The organism is [Muricauda] lutisoli (nom. illeg.), from assembly GCF_017313105.1.
GTDB classification, from domain to species: Bacteria; Bacteroidota; Bacteroidia; order Flavobacteriales; family Flavobacteriaceae; genus Flagellimonas; species Flagellimonas lutisoli.
Genome location: NZ_JAFLND010000003.1, coordinates 164,317 through 181,234 on the forward strand (window position 1 = coordinate 164,317; position 16,918 = coordinate 181,234).

Below are 16,918 nucleotides of genomic sequence, written 5' to 3' on the forward strand. Positions count from 1 at the left end.
GAAGTGGTTTTAAATCCCCAAGATCATTTTGGCTATCCAGAAATAAATCAAGATTCCAAAAATATCATTGCTTGTTGTGATAAATGGCCCTGTGGCAATAGCGGGGTCGATATTTCTTTTGTGAAGAAACAAAGGAATAAAGGTTCCTATCAATCCGGCAACAACAATTACCACAACCAAGGATAGTGATATGGCCAAGGCTGTAGAAAATGCATCTTTCCAAATCCAAGTAAAGATTAAAAGCAAAATAGCGAGGATAAACCCATTTAAGAGCGCCAAAAGCATTTCTTTTAGCAAATGGTTCCTAACGCTACCTTTCAAGTCGTCGTTGGCCAGACCTTGCACCACAATGGCACTGGATTGTACTCCTACGTTACCGGCCATCGCTGCAATCAGAGGTGTAAAGAAGAATAAAACAGCATGTTTCGAAATCATGTCCTCAAAAGTTCCCATGATGGCTGCAGCACCTAGCCCTCCTAAAAGCCCAAGTATCAACCAAGGCAAACGGGCACGGGTCAATATCCAAATACTATCGCTTACCTCAACGTCTTGGGAAATACCTGCCGCCATTTGATAATCCTTATCGGCTTCCTCACGGATTACATCCACAATGTCATCAATGGTGATACGCCCGACCAGCCTACCTATTTCGTCTACCACGGGGATGGCCTCCAAATCGTACTTGGACATAATTTTGGCCACTTCCTCTCCTTTTTCGTTGACATTCACGGAATCCACCTTGGGAATGTAAATATCCTTGATATGGCTTTTGGTGGGCGCTGTAAGCAAATCTTTTAAGGAAAGTCTGCCCTTGAGTTTTCCCTCGTCGTCCACTACGTAAATGGAGTGGACCCTAGTCACATTTTCTGCTTGGGCCCGCATTTCTTTAACACAGGATGTTACAGTCCAGTTTTCGTTGACTTTCACCAACTCTTTCGCCATCAGACCACCAGCAGAATCTTCTTCATATCGCAAGAGGTCTACAATGTCCTTAGCGTGATCACGGTCCTCAATTTCCGATATTACCTCTTGAACAAGGTCTTTTGGAAGTTCGTTGATGATATCGGCCGCGTCATCCGTGTCCAGTTCGGACAGCTCGCCCGCAATTTCTTTCGCAGTCAGGTTTTTAAGTACCGCCTCTCGAATATCCTCATGCATTTCGGCAAGGATGTCCGAAGTTTTTTCACTTTCCAGAAGTTTGATCAGGTAGGTGGCTTCTTCAACCTCAAGTTCGTCCGCTATCTCGGCAATATCCGCATAGTGGAACTCCTTCATCATGGTTTGAAGCGCGGCGTTCTTTTTATCGGCAATCAGTTGCCTGATTTCTTCTAAAAGTTCGTCTGTGAGTTTAAATGGGGTCATTGGCTATCTTCTGTGTCAACGTTACAAAGTCAGCTACACTTAGCTGTTCGGGGCGTTGGTCAAAGATAGCATCTTCTTTTAGATTATCGGAAAGGTTGAAGGTTTTAAGACTATTGCGGATGGTTTTTCGCCTTTGGTTAAAAGCGGTTTTCACCACTTTAAAGAATAGGCGTTCATCGCAAGGGAGGTTTAGTTCTTTTCTGCGCGTTAATCTTAGAACGCCCGAATCTACCTTTGGTGGTGGATCAAAAACCCCCGGTGGAACAGTGAATAAGTACTCTGCTTTGTAATACGCCTGAACCAATACGGAAAGTATCCCGTAAGTTTTGCTGCCCGGTGCTTCGCAAATGCGTTTGGCCACCTCTTTTTGAAACATTCCCGAAAATTCGGGGACCTGTTGCCTCATGTCCAACATTTTAAAAACAATCTGACTGGAAATATTGTAAGGAAAGTTGCCCGTAATGGCAAATTGTTCCTCGCCATAGAGTTCGGTAAGGTCGAATTTGAGGAAATCGGCCTCTATGACATTCAGGCGATTGTTCTGTTTTAGGATCGCTGCATGTTCCAAAGGAAAACTGTGGTTGAGGTACACAATGGATTCTTCGTCCAGGTCCATTGCCACTAGATTTAAATCCCGTTGCAGTAAATGTTTGGTGAGCACCCCCATCCCGGGACCTATTTCCAGCACATTTTTATAACCGTCCAACGATAGCGTCTGCGCAATTTTTTCTGCTACGGACTCATCTTTAAGGAAATGCTGGCCTAAATGCTTTTTTGCCTTTACAGCGCCATCATTTTGCGTATGTTTTGGGTTGTATTGACTGCTGTTGGAGTACTTTTTTCGTTTCTTTTTGGACACGGATGGTTTTTTTGCAAGTTAGTCGGAATTTTCGATATAGATCCAAGCTTCATCCCCGGATTCCAACGAAAATTTTTGACGCTTGTAAGCGCTGGTTTCGTAAATATCCGCCTTTTTCAAGTCGGTTTCATTGACTTCATAGGCCATTCCCATGACCTTGTCTTCGTGATTATCGGTGTTGATGACCAACGCATAACGACCGTAAACGGCATTTTCCAGTTTTTTGAATCCCAGTGCAGCATCGGTTCTTCCTTTGAGCAATCGACCAAAAATATATTGCTGCACTTGCAGGTCCTGAAGCGTTCCGTAGGAAAACAGATATTCCAAAGGCTATGGTATTTGTTGACTGATGACTTCGAGTTCGGTTCTAAAGGCAACGAATTTGTTGGGGAACATTTTTTGGGCATCCGCACGCAAACGCTCCGCATCTTCTTTGTAATAGGCCTCCAAAGTATCCCTACTCTGCGTGGTATACTGTACGGAATAGGTAATGCCGCCCATATCTTCCTCCACCAAAACCTTGACCATTTTGGCATGGGAAAATTTTCCAGTGGCCAGCATATCGGGCAGGTGTTTGTCCTTCATCCAATCCAACCATTGGTCGTGGACACTTTCATCTATATTGATGGTAACATTATATATAAGCATTTGCCTTTTGTTTATTGCGGCTAAAGTAGGAAAGAATTAGTTAATGGCGTCCCCGCGCAGTCTCCTAAAATTCTTGCGGGCCTGAGGAAAGTAATAACTGTCCTCATAATTATAGATGATTTTTTCGTAATGGCCCTTGGCCTTTTCGGGTTCGTTCAGGGTTTTTTCATAAAGTTCTCCAAGGGCAAAGTGGGCATCGTCCGCCAAAATACCGTCAGCATAGAACTCTACAATTTTTTGATAGTTGAACTCGGCACTTTCATAGTTTTTTTGTTCCACTAAAAGTTCGGCTTGTTTTAGCAAAGCTTCGTCCTCGATTTTTTCACCTTTATGGTTTTCTAAAATATCTTCAAGTACCTCAATGGCTTCCTTGTCTTTATTTTGATAGGCCAGCAAGTCTGCCCTGGCATATTTTTTCAAGGCGGTTTGTGTGGAGTCTTCTAAGGAGTTGTCCGAAATCAGCAAGCTCAATTGCATAGCATCATTGGCTATAAGTTGCGATGTGGAACTCCGCAGCACTTTCAATTGAGTAAGGGCCCAGTCAAAATCGCCTTTGTAAAAGCTGGTCTGTGCCACTTTAAACCGTGCATCTTGACCAAGCACATCGTTTTTGACGCTTTTTTGAACTTGTGTAAAAAGGATTAAGGCTTCGTTGAACCTCTGATCGAACACAAGGATATCACCAAGAGCCAATTTCACATAGGCCATTGTCATCCGTCCCATCGGGAGTTCTAAGCTTTCTTTGAGCATGGCAATGGCAGGATCAGGCTCTTCTTTTTTGAAGGTAAGGAAGTTTGCGTAGGCAATCTGTAGCTGCAAGGTAATGCTCTGGTTGCCATATTCCTCCACCAAGTCTTCAAACTTTTCTTCCACATCTTCTAAGACCTTTTCCGTAGGATTTTCCAAGGCAATGTCTATTAGGTTGAGTTCTGCATTGAGTCTGGTTCGGGGATTTTCCGTGTTGTCCACGATATATTCGTAAATCTCGGTCGCGGTTTCCCACTCCTTATCCTCCAAAGCTATGCTTCCCAAGTTTTCCAATCGGTCCACGGATTGCCCCTCGCTACGTTTGTAAATGGCTTTTTCCTGACCAAAGGCACTGTTGTATTGCTTTTGCTGTACAAAAAGCCAGCTCAAGAGCTCGTTCCAAAGTACATCTGGGGCCTTCTGTGCATTTTGTAGCAAGACTTTTCGCAGCAGCACATTGTTTTCGTTGGATGGGTCCTCGGATATAAAATCATCAATATTGCGCAGCACATTGGAGCGTGAGGTACGTCCTTCCCAAATAAGGTTGAGGTAGGATTGGTACATTTTTGCGATATCGCCCTGCTCACCATATATGCGTGCCAACTGAAAATCGTAGTTGAGGTCGGGCTTTAGTTCCATTGCCCGGGTATAGGCTTGTATGGCATAGTCCAATAGGGCGTATTTTTGGAAACGATACCCGACACTGTATCCATAATTAGGATTGTCCTCTATTTTTTTGATGGCCCTATCATAGTACGTATTGGCCTTTTCAGCTTCATTTTTTAAAGTAAAATTGTACCCTAGTTCAATATAGAAAGTAGGGAAAGCGTAACTGTCCTCTATTTTTTGAAGTAAAAATGCTTCCGCATCATCGTAGCGCTCCAATTGTTGGTAGCAGGCCACCAATCCTTCAGCATAATCGGTGCGCCTTGGGTTGGTATCCACCAATTTTTCGTAAAAAACCACGGCTTTCTCGTAATCACCATCCTTGAAGTATTGTTTGGCCAAGAAATCCTCTTGTGCCCATCCAATGCAGCTGGATAAAATCAATATGAGAAATAAAAGACGTTGCAATAGTTTGTTTTATCCCAAATATAACGCAGAAATATGGGGGATTCTGTTAAGCGAATCCAAATTAATCGTAGAAAACCTTAATCGATGGTGTCAAAACCACAATAAGGAACCAAGACTTCGGGTATTTTTATGCCCTCGTCGGTCTGATAGTTCTCCAAGATTCCTGCCAATACCCTTGGCAATGCCAATGAACTTCCGTTCAAGGTGTGGGCCAATTGACTTTTTCCGTTTTCGTCCTTGTAACGAAGCTTTAGGCGATTGGCCTGGAAGGTCTCAAAATTGGACACGGAGCTTATCTCCAACCACCGATCTTGTGCGGTCGAGAACACTTCAAAATCAAAAGTGAGGGCCGATGTGAAACCAAGGTCTCCCCCGCAAAGACGCAGAATACGGTAAGGTAATTTGAGTTCGCGAAGTATGTTTTTCACGTGCTCGACCATTTCATCTAAAGCTTGGTAGGAATTGTTCGGGTGTTCCATTCGTACGATTTCGACCTTGTCGAATTGGTGCAAACGGTTCAAACCGCGAACGTGCGCCCCGTAGCTTCCGGCTTCACGACGAAAACAAGGAGTGTAGCCGGTATATTTGATAGGGAAATCACTTTCTGCCAAAATATCGCCTCTGTGCAAGTTGGTCACGGGAACTTCAGCCGTTGGAATAAGATACAGGTCATCTGTCTGAACATGATACATTTGGCCTTCCTTATCGGGTAATTGGCCGGTTCCATAACCAGAATCCTCGTTGACCATTAATGGCACCTGCATTTCAGTGTAGCCAGCTTCGGTATTTTTGTCCAAGAAATAGGCAATAAGGGCACGTTGCAAACGGGCACCTTTTCCTTTGTACACAGGAAAGCCAGCTCCTGTAATTTTAACACCGAGCTCAAAATCGATGATGTCATATTTTTTTGCCAATTCCCAATGAGGAAGTGCTTTTTCCGATAAGGTCGGGATATCCCCTTCCTTGAAAACCTCTTCGTTGTCCTCTTCGGAATTGCCTGCAGGAACAGATTCGTGAGGAACGTTGGGAATCAAATACAATTGCTGCTGAAGTTCATCGGCAACGGCGTTCAGGTCTTCCCCTAATTTTTTGGATGCTTCCTTGAGTCCAGCAGTTTTTTCCTTTAGAGCATTGGCCTCCTGTGCCTTTCCTGTTTTGAAAAGCATACCAATTTCCTTGGATAGCTTGTTGGATTCGGCCAGGGTAGCATCCAGTTCGGTTTGGATGGAACGTCTTTTTTCGTCGAGTTCCAAAACCTTTGATATCATAGGTGCTGCATCGATGTTACGCTTTTTTAAAGCGGTAATGATACTTTCTTTGTTTTCCCTGATGTTCTGTATTTGAAGCATGGCCTTGTTTTGAGCCGCAAATTTAATTTAATCTGAAGAAGTGCCCAACTTTATTCCCATGGAGAAGGCAGAATCCGAGCGTAGTCGGCAAAATGTTTGCACGGAACACAGGTCAAATCCACATTCGGCGCTGACCAATAGTCCATAAAACACCCTGAAAACCACAGGTTGTGCGTTGTCAATCTTTTTAAAAAAGAAACTGGTTGAATTTATTTGGAGATTAGATCCAAAGAGCGGCTTTTATCCTTTTTTAATTGTTCCTTAAGTTCTTCCACTGAATTGAACTTATGCTCGTCCCGTATGCGGTGTAGCAGTTCTACCTGAATCTTTTTGTTGTAGAGGTCTCCTTCAAAGTCGAAGAAGTTAACCTCAATGCTTTTTTGGGAACCGTCCACAGTTGGGTTGAAACCAATATTCATCATTCCAAAGTACTCTTGCCCTTCAATGGTACTTCTAACCACGTAAGCGCCGTTTTTTGGAATAAGTTTATAGGTTTCCTCAATATGAAGGTTAGCTGTTGGGAAACCAAAATCCCTGCCTAAGCCTTTTCCTTTTTTAACGGTTCCAGTGAGCATGTACGCATAACTCAAGTAATTGTTGGCGGTTTCTACATCTCCATCCAAAAGGGCTTTTCTGATTTTTGTGGAACTCACGGAAACATCATCTATTTCTTGGGCTGGAATTTCCTCAACTTCAAAGTCAAAAGTATTTCCAAAGGAAATCAGGTCCTGTATATTGGCATTTCGGTTACGGCCAAATCTATGGTCGTAACCAATAATTATTCTTTTTGCCTTGATGTTGTTCACAAGAATGTCGCGTACAAAATCTATAGCGGAAAGTCTCGAAAATTGCTTGGTAAAAGGGTGGATGATCAAATAATCGAGCCCCAAGGTGTCCAAAATTTGCTTTTTTTCTTCAAGTGTGTTCAACAGTTTGATGTCCACATCTTTTTGCAATACCATTCGCGGATGCGGGAAAAAAGTGAGCACTGTGGATTTTAACCCTGTGTTTTTGGCATTGTTTGTGAGACGTTCAAGTATCTTGCGATGTCCAAGATGTACACCGTCAAAGGTGCCGATGGTCACCACTGTATGGTGCGGAATGTCCTTAAAATCAGAAATGTTGTGGATTGTTTCCAACTATCAAGAAATAAAAAAAGGCTTACATTTGAAATTATACTATGCCCTAACCGTGTATGAAAGCTAAATTACATCTTGTTTTTTCAATAACCATATTTTTTAGCTGCTTTTGTATTTATGGACAGCAAGGTTATTGGAAAACAGTGCCCAAACAGCCTAACCTACGAAGTGCCTCCTTACAGGACATTTCTGGTGTGAAAAAGGTTTTGACACTGGATGAAAAGATTTTTTCCGACGAGATGAAATCTTTTTCAACTTTAAAGGGAAATACGCAAGTTGTGTATCTGCCGGACAACCAAGGAGACATCGTTCAGTTCAATTTAAGGGAAACACCGGTCTTACATCCGGATTTGGCCAAGAAATACCCGAATATAAAATCTTACACCGGGGTAAGCTCCAATGGAAGGTACAAAGTGAAACTCAGTAGCTCCCATAAAGGATTACAAGCTATGGTGGTAGACCAGCAAAACAACAAAACGGCTTTCATGGAACCTGTTTCCAATATGTTGGATGCATATGTTTTGTACGATAAGGACTCAAGGGTCGCTAAAGATCAGAATTTTATTTGCGCGACCAGTAAAGATTTATTTGGAGGGAGCGGTAAATCATCGAATACTACAGGAAAAACGCTGAGTCCATTGGTAGATGACCAATTGTTGCGTAAATATAGAATCGCTGTTTCGGCAACGGGTGAGTATACTGAGGAAATGGGAGGAACTGTTGCGGATGCACTTGCAGGGATCAACGCTACCATAACAAGGGTGAACGAGGTTTTTGAAACGGACCTTGGGGTTACACTGGAGTTGATACCGAATAATGACCTTATCATATTCACCGATGCCGTTAATGATCCTTATGATAACAGTTTGAATGCTGAGGTACAGGCAACAATCACTTCCATAATTGGTGAAGGGAATTATGATGTTGGCCATCTTTTTCATAAAGTTGGGGAAGGGGAAGATAATGGTAATGCCGGTTTTGTTGGTGCTGTTTGTATCGATAATAGAAAGGGTAGTGCTTTCTCTTCAGCGTTTAATCCCCAAGGAGATATTTTCGATATTGATTATGTGGCCCACGAACTTGGGCATCAGTTTGGGGCCAACCATACCTGGTCATTCGAATCTGAAGGAACGGGAGTACAAGCTGAGCCGGCCAGTGGAACCACAATAATGGGGTATGCCGGGATTGTTGGCGAGAATAACGTGGCTGCCAATGGGGATGATTACTTTCATTACAACAGTATTCTTCAAATATCGACTTATTTGGAAACAACATCCTGTGCCCAAACCACGGCATTGGTCAACTCTCCACCTCAGCTTACTCCGGTAAATGATTTTACTATCCCAAAGGGAACTGCATTTGTTTTGGAGGGTAACGCGACCGATCCCGATGTAGGGGATGTGCTTACCTATACTTGGGAACAAATAGATGATGGGGTGGTGACCGTCTCTTCCTTTGGTCCGTCCAATCCCAGTGGGGCAAACTTTAGATCACTTCCTCCAACCACAGAACCTTCAAGATATTTCCCAAAACTGTCCGAGGTTGTTCAGGGTAATTTAACCCAGGTTGCACCGGTAATAGGGGATGCCTGGGAAACTGTATCGGATGTGGAGCGCAACTTTAGCTTTGCTTGCACCGTTCGGGACAATGCTCCAGGAGGAGGACAGGTGGTTTCAGATTTATTGGATGTAATGGTGGTAAAAGCAGCAGGACCATTTGTAATAACATCCCAAACAGCAGGTGAGGTTTATCAGGCAGGTTCTATCCAAGAAATTACTTGGGATGTGGCCAATACCAATATTGCTCCGGTAAATGCTCAAAACGTTGATATTTTTCTTTCGTTGGATGGGGGGCAAAGCTTTCCTATTACATTGTCCGAGAACACTTTAAATGATGGATCCGAAGAGGTGCTATTGCCAGGGGATGCCACAACTACAGCTCGAATAATGGTAAAGGCCAGCGATAATATATTTTATGCCGTTAACAGTGCCGATTTTACCATTGAAGAATCACAAGTGGTTCTCAATTTCGATACATTGAATTATGAGGTTTGCCAACCGGACGATTTGGTGATTCCCTTTACATATGAAACCTATGCCGGATTTAATGAGAACTCTACGTTTTCTGCAGATGTGCCCGTAGGGTTGTCCGCCGTTTTTTCGCTGACAAATGCCAATGCCGATAATACAGCGGTAGATTTAACCCTGAGCAATACAAATACCATTGCCGCCGGGATTTATGATATAATTGTTACTTCCACCGCTGCCTCTGTAACCAAAACAGTGATTCTATCAGTATCCGTACAAGATGGTGTTTTTTCGGATGTTGTACTATTGTCACCTACTAATGGAGGTATTGGAATTTCTTTGGATGCCGAGCTTAGTTGGGAGCAAAACCCCTTATACTCCGTTTATGATGTAGAAGTGGCCACGGATGTCGGTTTTACAAATATAGTTGAGTCTGCAACGGTACCTTTTACCACCTACAGAACCACTGGTTTAATAGCGGAAACAGAATATTTTTGGAGAGTTAGGCCAAGCAATGGTTGTGGAACAGGAACTTTTGGACCTCCCTTTAGTTTTATTACCTCACAGGTAGACTGTAAGAATAGGGAAGCAAATAACTTACCGATCAATATTCCATCTTCAGGTACACCAACCATTACTGCCTCTGTATTCTTTTTAGAAGATTTGCCCGTTTCCGATATAAATGTAAACTTGGAGTTGGACCATACCTACTTGGAAGATTTGGTCATTACCCTTATTTCCCCTTCAGGAACGGAGGTGACTTTGATCTCCAATACATGTGGAGACTTGAATAATATCAATGCAGTTTTCGATGATGACGGAAGCCCTATCGAATGTACAGGAAGTCCGGCTATTTCTGGAGCCGTTACGCCTCTCGGCTCATTGGCCTCTTTAAAGGGAGAATCTATCTTAGGGGAGTGGATATTGGAAATACAGGACACGGCAGCGAGTGATGGAGGAACACTGATTGGCTTTTCTTTGGATATGTGCATAGAAGGAAATTATCGTCCAGATGAAGATGATGATGGGGTTTTTGATGATGGTGACGATCTTTGTTTGGGAACTCCCAAAGGAGTTGAGGTAGATACCAATGGGTGTGCCATTTACAGGTTTGCATCAGATAATTTTGAGATTGAAATTGAAAGTGAGACCTGCCGCAGCAGTAATAATGGTTCCATTACGGTTACACCTTTTGATACTTCTATAACCTATACCGCTGTGCTGAACGGACCCAATGGTACGGATTCTTTTGATTTTACCGACTCACAAATCTTTAACAACCTAACGGCTGGGGATTATTCGCTTTGTATAACGGGAACCAATGGAATGATAACTTATGAAGAGGTGTGTTTCAAAGCTGTAATCACACAACCGGATGTATTGGATATGAATGCATTGATAGATACGGGCATTTTGAGTTTGGAATTGAGCGGTGCTTCCTTTTATAATGTAGAGTTGAATGGATTGGTCACTCAAACTGAAGCATCAAAGCTCCAACTGAATTTGCAGGAGGGCGTCAATACCTTGAGAGTTTATTCAAACCTACCGTGTCAGGGTGTATTGGAAAAGACGTTGTTTTATTCTTCCAAGCCCATTATTTCGCCGAACCCGGTAGAGAGTACCACAAAAATATATTTGGGAGGATACGGTGGTGAAGTGGGAATTCAAATTTTTACGGCCAATGGAAGATTGGTTCATACCCGAAGGGCAAAAGTCCATGGCGATGACCTTGAATTGAATTTATCCCATTTACCCAAAGGAATCTATTATCTGAGAGTTGAAAAAGCAGGGGCAAAAGAAATGTTTAAATTTATAAAACGATGATTCGGAATATAATTAGGCTATCCATATTGGCTTTGTTGGTTTCTTGCGGTGATGATGGTCCGCCTCCAGCCCCTCAAGGAGCTCTTTTGGTGTTTCCACAGGAAAATTCTGAGTGCACTACAGGAACAGAGGTCAATCAAACATCCACACAAGTCACATTTCGTTGGATGGCTTCCGACAATACCGACACTTATACCTTGAGTGTTGTTAATTTAGATTCCAATGTTCCGCAGAATATCTCCACAGCATCAACTTCGGCGAGTCTGACCATTACCAAGGGGACACCTTTCGCATGGTCCGTAACTTCCCGGAACTCGGAATCCGATCAGGTGGCCTCTAGTGAAACCTGGTTGTTCTACAATGCGGGGTCACAAACTACATACGCACCTTTTCCAGCACAACTGGAAAACCCCCAATCCGGCGCTACGGTCCAACAGGATATTGCAAACGAAGTGCTTTTGGAATGGTCCGGCGCAGATGTTGACAACGACATTGCATATTTTGAGGTGTTTTTTTCTGAAACTAACCCGCCGACTACATCTGTTGGGTTAACAAACGCCTCTACTATGGAACTGCCTGTTGGTGTTGTTTCTGGAGCTGTTTACTATTGGAGGGTGGTAACCACCGATCTAGAGGGCAATACCTCGGATTCGGGGGTGTTCGATTTTAAAGTGCTCTAGGTTTTTTATTTGCCATTGAACTGGTTCATGGTGTTTTTTACACCTGCAAATATGAATGACCTGATGAGGTCGGCAGACTTTTTTAAACGTTCGGGCATGGCTTTTTGCTGGTCATCGTCCCATTGTCCCAAGACATAATCCACTTGTTTGCCTTTACCGAAATCGGAGCCAACACCAAATCTAAAACGATTGTATTTTGTGGTCTGCAACACATTTTGAATGTCTTTTAACCCGTTGTGGCCGCCATCACTGCCTTTACCTTTTAGCCGTAAGGAGCCAAAGGGAAGATTGATGTCGTCCGTGACCACCAATAGGTTTTCCAAGTTTATGTTCTCCTTGTCCATCCAATATTTTACTGCTTTGCCACTAAGGTTCATGTAAGTGGAGGGTTTTAGGCAAACTACACTTTTTCCTTTGTGTTTAAAGGTGGCAACAGCTCCCAGTTTGGAACTTTCAAATGTAAAACCTTCTTGTTCCGCCAAAAAATCAAGAATCTTGAATCCGATGTTGTGGCGGGTGTCATCATATTTCGGTCCGATGTTTCCAAGACCAACGATCAAAAATTTTTTCATGGGGTCCGTTTCTTGCAGTAGTTGTTTTGAAGAACCAAAAAGCTTATTGAATAATTTGAGCATCGACAGCGTTCAGTTTTTCTAAAAATACAAAAGCATCCCAAATTACCTAAGTAAAAAGGGATGCTCTTATTAAATTTAAAAAGTGCTATTCCGCAGCTTCTGCTTCTGGCGCTTCACCACCTTCGGTAGCTTCGCCTTCTGCACCTTCTACACCTTCTTCATCTTCATCTTCCAGTTCCTCATCAACAGAAGTTCTAGATGCTTTAACCTGAACGATAGCAGTACTATCTGGGTGCAAGAATGTGTAATCGTCGTTTAGAACGGTTTCCACTGCAATGGTCTGGCCGATTCTCAACTTGGAAATATCGATTGTGATGAAATCCGGAAGCAAATCGGGCAATGCACGAATAGAAAGCTTTCTCTTTCTGAAAAGTAATCGACCACCATTTTTTACCCCTGGGGAATTCCCTTCCAAACGTACTGGAATTTTCATGGTAATTGGTTTGTCTTCGAACAATTGATAGAAATCTATGTGAAGAATGTTGTCCGTGACAGGGTGAAATTGAATATCCTGCAAAACGGCGGCAAACTTTTCATCTTCCAATTCAATTACTACGGTGTGCGCGTTGGGAGTGTACACCAAGTCTTTGAATGCGATTTCATCAGCTGAAAAATGCACTGGTTTATCCCCTCCGTACAGCACGCAAGGGACCTTTCCAGCATTACGTAAGGCTTTGGTAGAAACCTTGCCCACGCTTTCTCTTTGGGATCCTTTGATTGTAATTGACTTCATTGTTATATATTAAAATTGATTTACATTAAAAATTTTGAAGATATTGATGTATTGTGGTGAACCCTGTGCATTACATCCGCAAACAGGTCGGCACAAGACAATACCTTTATTTTATCTTTATTCTGGTCAATAGGTATGGAATCGGTTACAATTAATTCCGTTAACCTTGACTTTTCTATTTTTTCGTAGGCATCACCGGATAGCAATCCATGGGTGGTTACAGCACGAACGCTCGCTGCACCTCTTTCCATCATCAAATCTGCTGCTTTGGTCAGTGTTCCAGCTGTATCGACCATATCATCTGCCAAGACTACGTTCTTTCCTTTTACATCACCAATAAGTTCCATATGGGAAATTACATTGGCTTTGGCCCGCTGTTTATAACAAATCACCACATCGCACTCCAACGCTTTGGAATAGGCATAGGCTCTTTTGGAACCTCCCATGTCTGGCGATGCAATGCATAGGTTGTCCAGATTTAACCCTTTTAAATAAGGTAAGAACAGTGTGGAAGCAAACAGGTGATCCACGGGTTTTTCGAAGAACCCTTGAATTTGGTCTGCATGCAGGTCCATGGTAATGATTCTGGTGGCACCGGCGGTTTCCAACATTTTGGCCACCAATTTAGCGGCAATAGGAACACGGGGCTTGTCCTTTCTGTCTTGTCTGGCCCAACCAAAGTAGGGCATAACGGCAGTAATGTGTCGTGCAGAAGCTCTTTTGGCGGCATCCAACATCAACAACATTTCCATCAAGTTTTCGGAGCTTGGGTTGGTAGAACCGATGATAAAAATCCTTGCTCCCCTTATAGACTCCTCGAACGAAGGTTGAAATTCGCCATCACTATAACGTGAGAATTGGACTTTCCCCAATTCTGCACCATAGGAAGCTGCGATTTTCTTGCCCAGTTCAACACTTTGGGTACAAGCAAAAATTTTTGGTTCCGGAACTTGATAGGCCATTACAATCTCTTGTTAACTAGCGTTTTAAAGTACTTTTTAATAAGGAGGTGCAAATTTAATAATTAATTCGGGTTGCTAAAGGATAAATCAAAGTATTTTTTGGTGATAAATAAAAAATATTTTTTAGCTTTGCACTCGCATTTGAAAATGTGGTGCCAATGCCTTGGTGGCGGAACTGGTAGACGCGCTGGATTCAAAATCCAGTTCCTTCGGGAGTGAGGGTTCGATTCCCTCCCAAGGTACTTAAAATTTAAGCCCTGACAATTATGTCGGGGCTTTTTATTTGGGTCTGTTTTAAAAACAAGAGGTTTAGAAAAATACCCTTAAGGTAAGATTTGGTGTAAAGCCCAATGAGCTCCTCTGTATTACCTGCTCCAAAAGGAGCTGATTGTTTTGTTGAATGGTTCTATGGACAATGGCGAGCGGAACAATGCGATTGTAAATGTTCAATGCTGAAAAACCAATCTGCATAAACGAAGAATTCTTATCTACCGGGAACTTGTAATTTATGGAAGCGTCCAATCTGTGAAAATTAGGTAATCGACCATTGTTCAGGGTTTCAAAAACAACCTCTTTAGTTTCTTCATCATAGTTTTTTATTGGGGTAAATGGTGTTCCAGACCTGTATTGCCAACCTATTGAAAATTGAAAGTTCTTTACATCCAAACTATTGGATATCCTAAAACTGTGGGGAATGTCGTTGTTTCCGGCAAAACTATTTTCCAGGATCTGATTAAAAGTAAAATTCACATTATTATAAGAATAGCCAACCCAAAATCTGTAGTTCTGAATGCGTTTCTTTAAAAGTATATCCATTCCAATAATGCTACTTTTTCCTTCGCTAAGGTAGGGTTGGGGCAGATTAAAACCTTGACTGTAGGAAGTTAGTCCTTTTAAACTTTTGTAGTAAGCTTCGGCATCAAGGGTCCAGCCATTCTTATTAAAAAGCAAACCTGTCGAAAACTGGTTGCCCTTTAGTAGGGGATAATTTACATTGTCCGACAGTCTCCATAAATTATTATCCAATCTTAGCTCTGTTTGATTGAACTCAATAAGTTGCGAAATGGGCTGGTTTCTCCGCTCTAATCCCGTCCTGATTCTAAGTGATTTGTTTACAGAAATTTCAAAGTTTAGTCTGGGCTCCAGATATAAGTTTCCCAAACTGCCATAATGAACAGCTCTAAGCCCAAACCTAAATATTCCCCCATTGTTCCTTCTGAAGGAATATTCCCCAAATAGAACATTTTTTAGGTTACTGTCCCGTACGGGCAGGCTCATAGTGTTGTTTGGGTCAATATTGGATATACTGCTCAGATCAATTTCCAGATTGGTGTTCGAGAGTTGGTAACCATAGCTTAGCAGGTCATTGCTTTTAAAGGTCCTATCCGATTTTAGCTCCAACCCAAAGTCACTTATCCTATTTCCCCTAATATTGGTTTCTTCCAGTGTTTGCCCTACGTATTCTTCATTTTGATAATAGGAATCGTAGGATGAAAAGTAGGTTGTGATTTGATCGGTCTGTGTTGAAGAGGTGCTGTGCAGCCAATTAATGCTGATGCCCCCATTGCCCGTTGCCAGGGAATCATTTTTGGTTTCGCCCTCACTGGCAAAGGAAAACAGTGTACGGTTCCTGGTCATTAATGCACTAATGGAAATCTTGTCTTCCACCGATGGCCGATATACATATTTTGCATTGACATCGTAAAACCTAAATTCATTTTCACTGGTATCGTAAGTGTAGCCATCATCGGAACTTACGTTTAAGGCGTTACCGCTACTATCGGTAATTCGACCGGAATTGTTGAAAATTTTCTTGGCATAGGCTTCATAAGTAGGGGTCTTGTAAATGTCCAAATAGGCATTTCGGGCGTAAACCGATAAGGACGACTTTTTTGAAATCGGTGCCCTTATATAGCCATCAATGCTCAATCCATCAATTCCAAGACCCCCCGATAACTCTTTGGCCACATCACTATCAGTACTAAGATCAATAATTCCTGAAACCCTATCACCATAAGCGGCACTGGTGGCGGTCTTAAAAATAGTGGCTTTCTCGGTAGCATAAGGGTTAAACCTTGACAACATACCATACAAATACCCTGAATTGAATACTCGGATATGGTCAAAAAGCACCAAATTTTGATCGGAGGTGCCTCCGTGTATTTGTATTCCGGAAGCCGATTCGTCCAAACTGGAAACGCCTGGAATAAGTTGAATACTTTGTAAGATATCGGGGGTGGTTTGTCCGGGGATAGACCCCAATGGCTTTTGGGCGACGGTTATAGACCCATCCCGATTCCTATCGATCCCTGTAGTTATATAGGAAGTGACGATAACCTCTTTGAGCACCTTGTAAGCGGGTGTAAGGTATATGGAGGTACAGGTTTCTTTGGGTTTTATGGTTATGGACTTATATCCGGCCGCTTCTATGTGATACTCTGTTTTTTTGGGGTTTTCAAATTGGATCAACCCTCTTTTGTCAGTTTCAATTACTATAGTTGAGTCCACTATCACCTCATTTTCAGAAATGGGTAAGCGCGTATCTTGATCCAAAAGGTAAATACAGCTATTTTTTTTAAGTGGTACGGGAACAATGATTACCTGTGGTTGTCCATCTATTTTTTCAAAATGTAACCCTGTCTGAGCTTCCAGAAGACCAAGAACTTCATCAAAAGATAAACCTTCTGCCAAAACAGTAATGCTTTTGTTCTCCACAAGGTCTTCGGCGTACGAGAAATTAAGGTTTACTTCCTTTTCCAGTTGTTGGATCACATCCTTTAAAGGGGTTTCCCTAAATTCAAGGAATAGATTTTCTTGGGCATGGGATGTGAAAATGCCCAGAAGGAACACAAATAATGCAGTTATAAAACACCTCATTT

General features: G+C 42.4%; 13 protein-coding genes and 1 tRNA gene. 3 read left to right on the forward strand and 11 right to left on the reverse strand.

The genetic code is table 11. The features are described from left to right. Nucleotides 1-9 precede the first annotated feature (9 nt). The 7 genes from mgtE to J0X13_RS11740 all read right to left on the reverse strand — a co-directional run bounded on the left by mgtE (nt 10) and on the right by J0X13_RS11740 (nt 7,178). Nucleotides 10-1,362, reverse strand: a complete 1,353-nt coding sequence (gene mgtE, locus J0X13_RS11710) for a magnesium transporter (RefSeq protein ID WP_207071613.1) — start codon at nt 1,360-1,362, stop codon at nt 10-12. Then, complete coding sequence (rsmA, locus tag J0X13_RS11715) at nt 1,349-2,221, reverse strand: 16S rRNA (adenine(1518)-N(6)/adenine(1519)-N(6))-dimethyltransferase RsmA (protein WP_207071614.1); 873 nt, start codon at nt 2,219-2,221, stop codon at nt 1,349-1,351. Before rsmA ends, mgtE begins: the two co-directional genes overlap by 14 nt. A gap of 18 nt (nt 2,222-2,239) precedes the next feature. Next, nucleotides 2,240-2,548, reverse strand: coding sequence for a gamma-glutamylcyclotransferase family protein (locus J0X13_RS11720; RefSeq protein ID WP_207071615.1), 309 nt, complete (start codon nt 2,546-2,548; stop codon nt 2,240-2,242). 3 nt (nt 2,549-2,551) lie between these two features. After that, complete coding sequence (locus J0X13_RS11725; RefSeq protein ID WP_207071616.1) at nt 2,552-2,869, reverse strand: DUF4286 family protein; 318 nt, start codon at nt 2,867-2,869, stop codon at nt 2,552-2,554. A gap of 36 nt (nt 2,870-2,905) precedes the next feature. After that, a complete protein-coding gene (locus tag J0X13_RS11730; protein WP_242535720.1) occupies nt 2,906-4,690 on the reverse strand; it encodes a tetratricopeptide repeat protein in 1,785 nt (594 codons plus the stop codon). A gap of 77 nt (nt 4,691-4,767) precedes the next feature. Then, nucleotides 4,768-6,039 carry a serine--tRNA ligase gene (serS, locus tag J0X13_RS11735; RefSeq protein WP_207071617.1) on the reverse strand — a complete coding sequence of 424 codons (1,272 nt, stop codon included), beginning with the start codon at nt 6,037-6,039 and terminating at the stop codon, nt 4,768-4,770. Nucleotides 6,040-6,248: 209 nt separating this feature from the next. Then, the gene (locus tag J0X13_RS11740; protein WP_207071618.1) at nt 6,249-7,178 is read right to left on the reverse strand and encodes a bifunctional riboflavin kinase/FAD synthetase; all 930 of its coding nucleotides are present in this window, start codon (nt 7,176-7,178) and stop codon (nt 6,249-6,251) included. 56 nt (nt 7,179-7,234) lie between these two features. On the opposite strand from J0X13_RS11740, the gene J0X13_RS11745 reads away from it, so the two are divergent. Together J0X13_RS11745 and J0X13_RS11750 are read left to right on the forward strand one after the other, a co-directional pair. After that, on the forward strand, nt 7,235-11,029 hold the full coding sequence (locus J0X13_RS11745) for a reprolysin-like metallopeptidase (RefSeq protein ID WP_207071619.1): 3,795 nt from the start codon (nt 7,235-7,237) through the stop codon (nt 11,027-11,029). Further along, a complete protein-coding gene (locus tag J0X13_RS11750) occupies nt 11,026-11,709 on the forward strand; it encodes a hypothetical protein (protein WP_207071620.1) in 684 nt (227 codons plus the stop codon). The genes J0X13_RS11745 and J0X13_RS11750 overlap by 4 nt, the downstream gene beginning before the upstream one ends. Nucleotides 11,710-11,714: 5 nt before the next feature. Here the strand turns inward: J0X13_RS11750 and pth are convergent, their stop codons facing one another. The 3 genes from pth to J0X13_RS11765 all read right to left on the reverse strand — a co-directional run bounded on the left by pth (nt 11,715) and on the right by J0X13_RS11765 (nt 14,039). After that, complete coding sequence (pth, locus tag J0X13_RS11755) at nt 11,715-12,344, reverse strand: aminoacyl-tRNA hydrolase (protein WP_207071621.1); 630 nt, start codon at nt 12,342-12,344, stop codon at nt 11,715-11,717. An 85-nt stretch (nt 12,345-12,429) separates the two neighbouring features. Next, the gene (locus J0X13_RS11760; protein ID WP_207029326.1) at nt 12,430-13,077 is read right to left on the reverse strand and encodes a 50S ribosomal protein L25/general stress protein Ctc; all 648 of its coding nucleotides are present in this window, start codon (nt 13,075-13,077) and stop codon (nt 12,430-12,432) included. A gap of 20 nt (nt 13,078-13,097) precedes the next feature. Continuing rightward, nucleotides 13,098-14,039: a ribose-phosphate pyrophosphokinase gene (locus J0X13_RS11765; RefSeq protein ID WP_207071622.1), complete on the reverse strand. Its 942-nt coding sequence runs from the start codon at nt 14,037-14,039 to the stop codon at nt 13,098-13,100. 160 nt (nt 14,040-14,199) lie between these two features. On the opposite strand from J0X13_RS11765, the gene J0X13_RS11770 reads away from it, so the two are divergent. Then, nucleotides 14,200-14,281, forward strand: a tRNA-Leu gene (locus J0X13_RS11770). A 67-nt stretch (nt 14,282-14,348) separates the two neighbouring features. On the opposite strand, the gene J0X13_RS11775 is transcribed toward J0X13_RS11770, so the two are convergent. Then, on the reverse strand, nt 14,349-16,916 hold the full coding sequence (locus J0X13_RS11775) for a TonB-dependent receptor plug domain-containing protein (protein ID WP_207071623.1): 2,568 nt from the start codon (nt 16,914-16,916) through the stop codon (nt 14,349-14,351). Nucleotides 16,917-16,918: the final 2 nt, after the last annotated feature.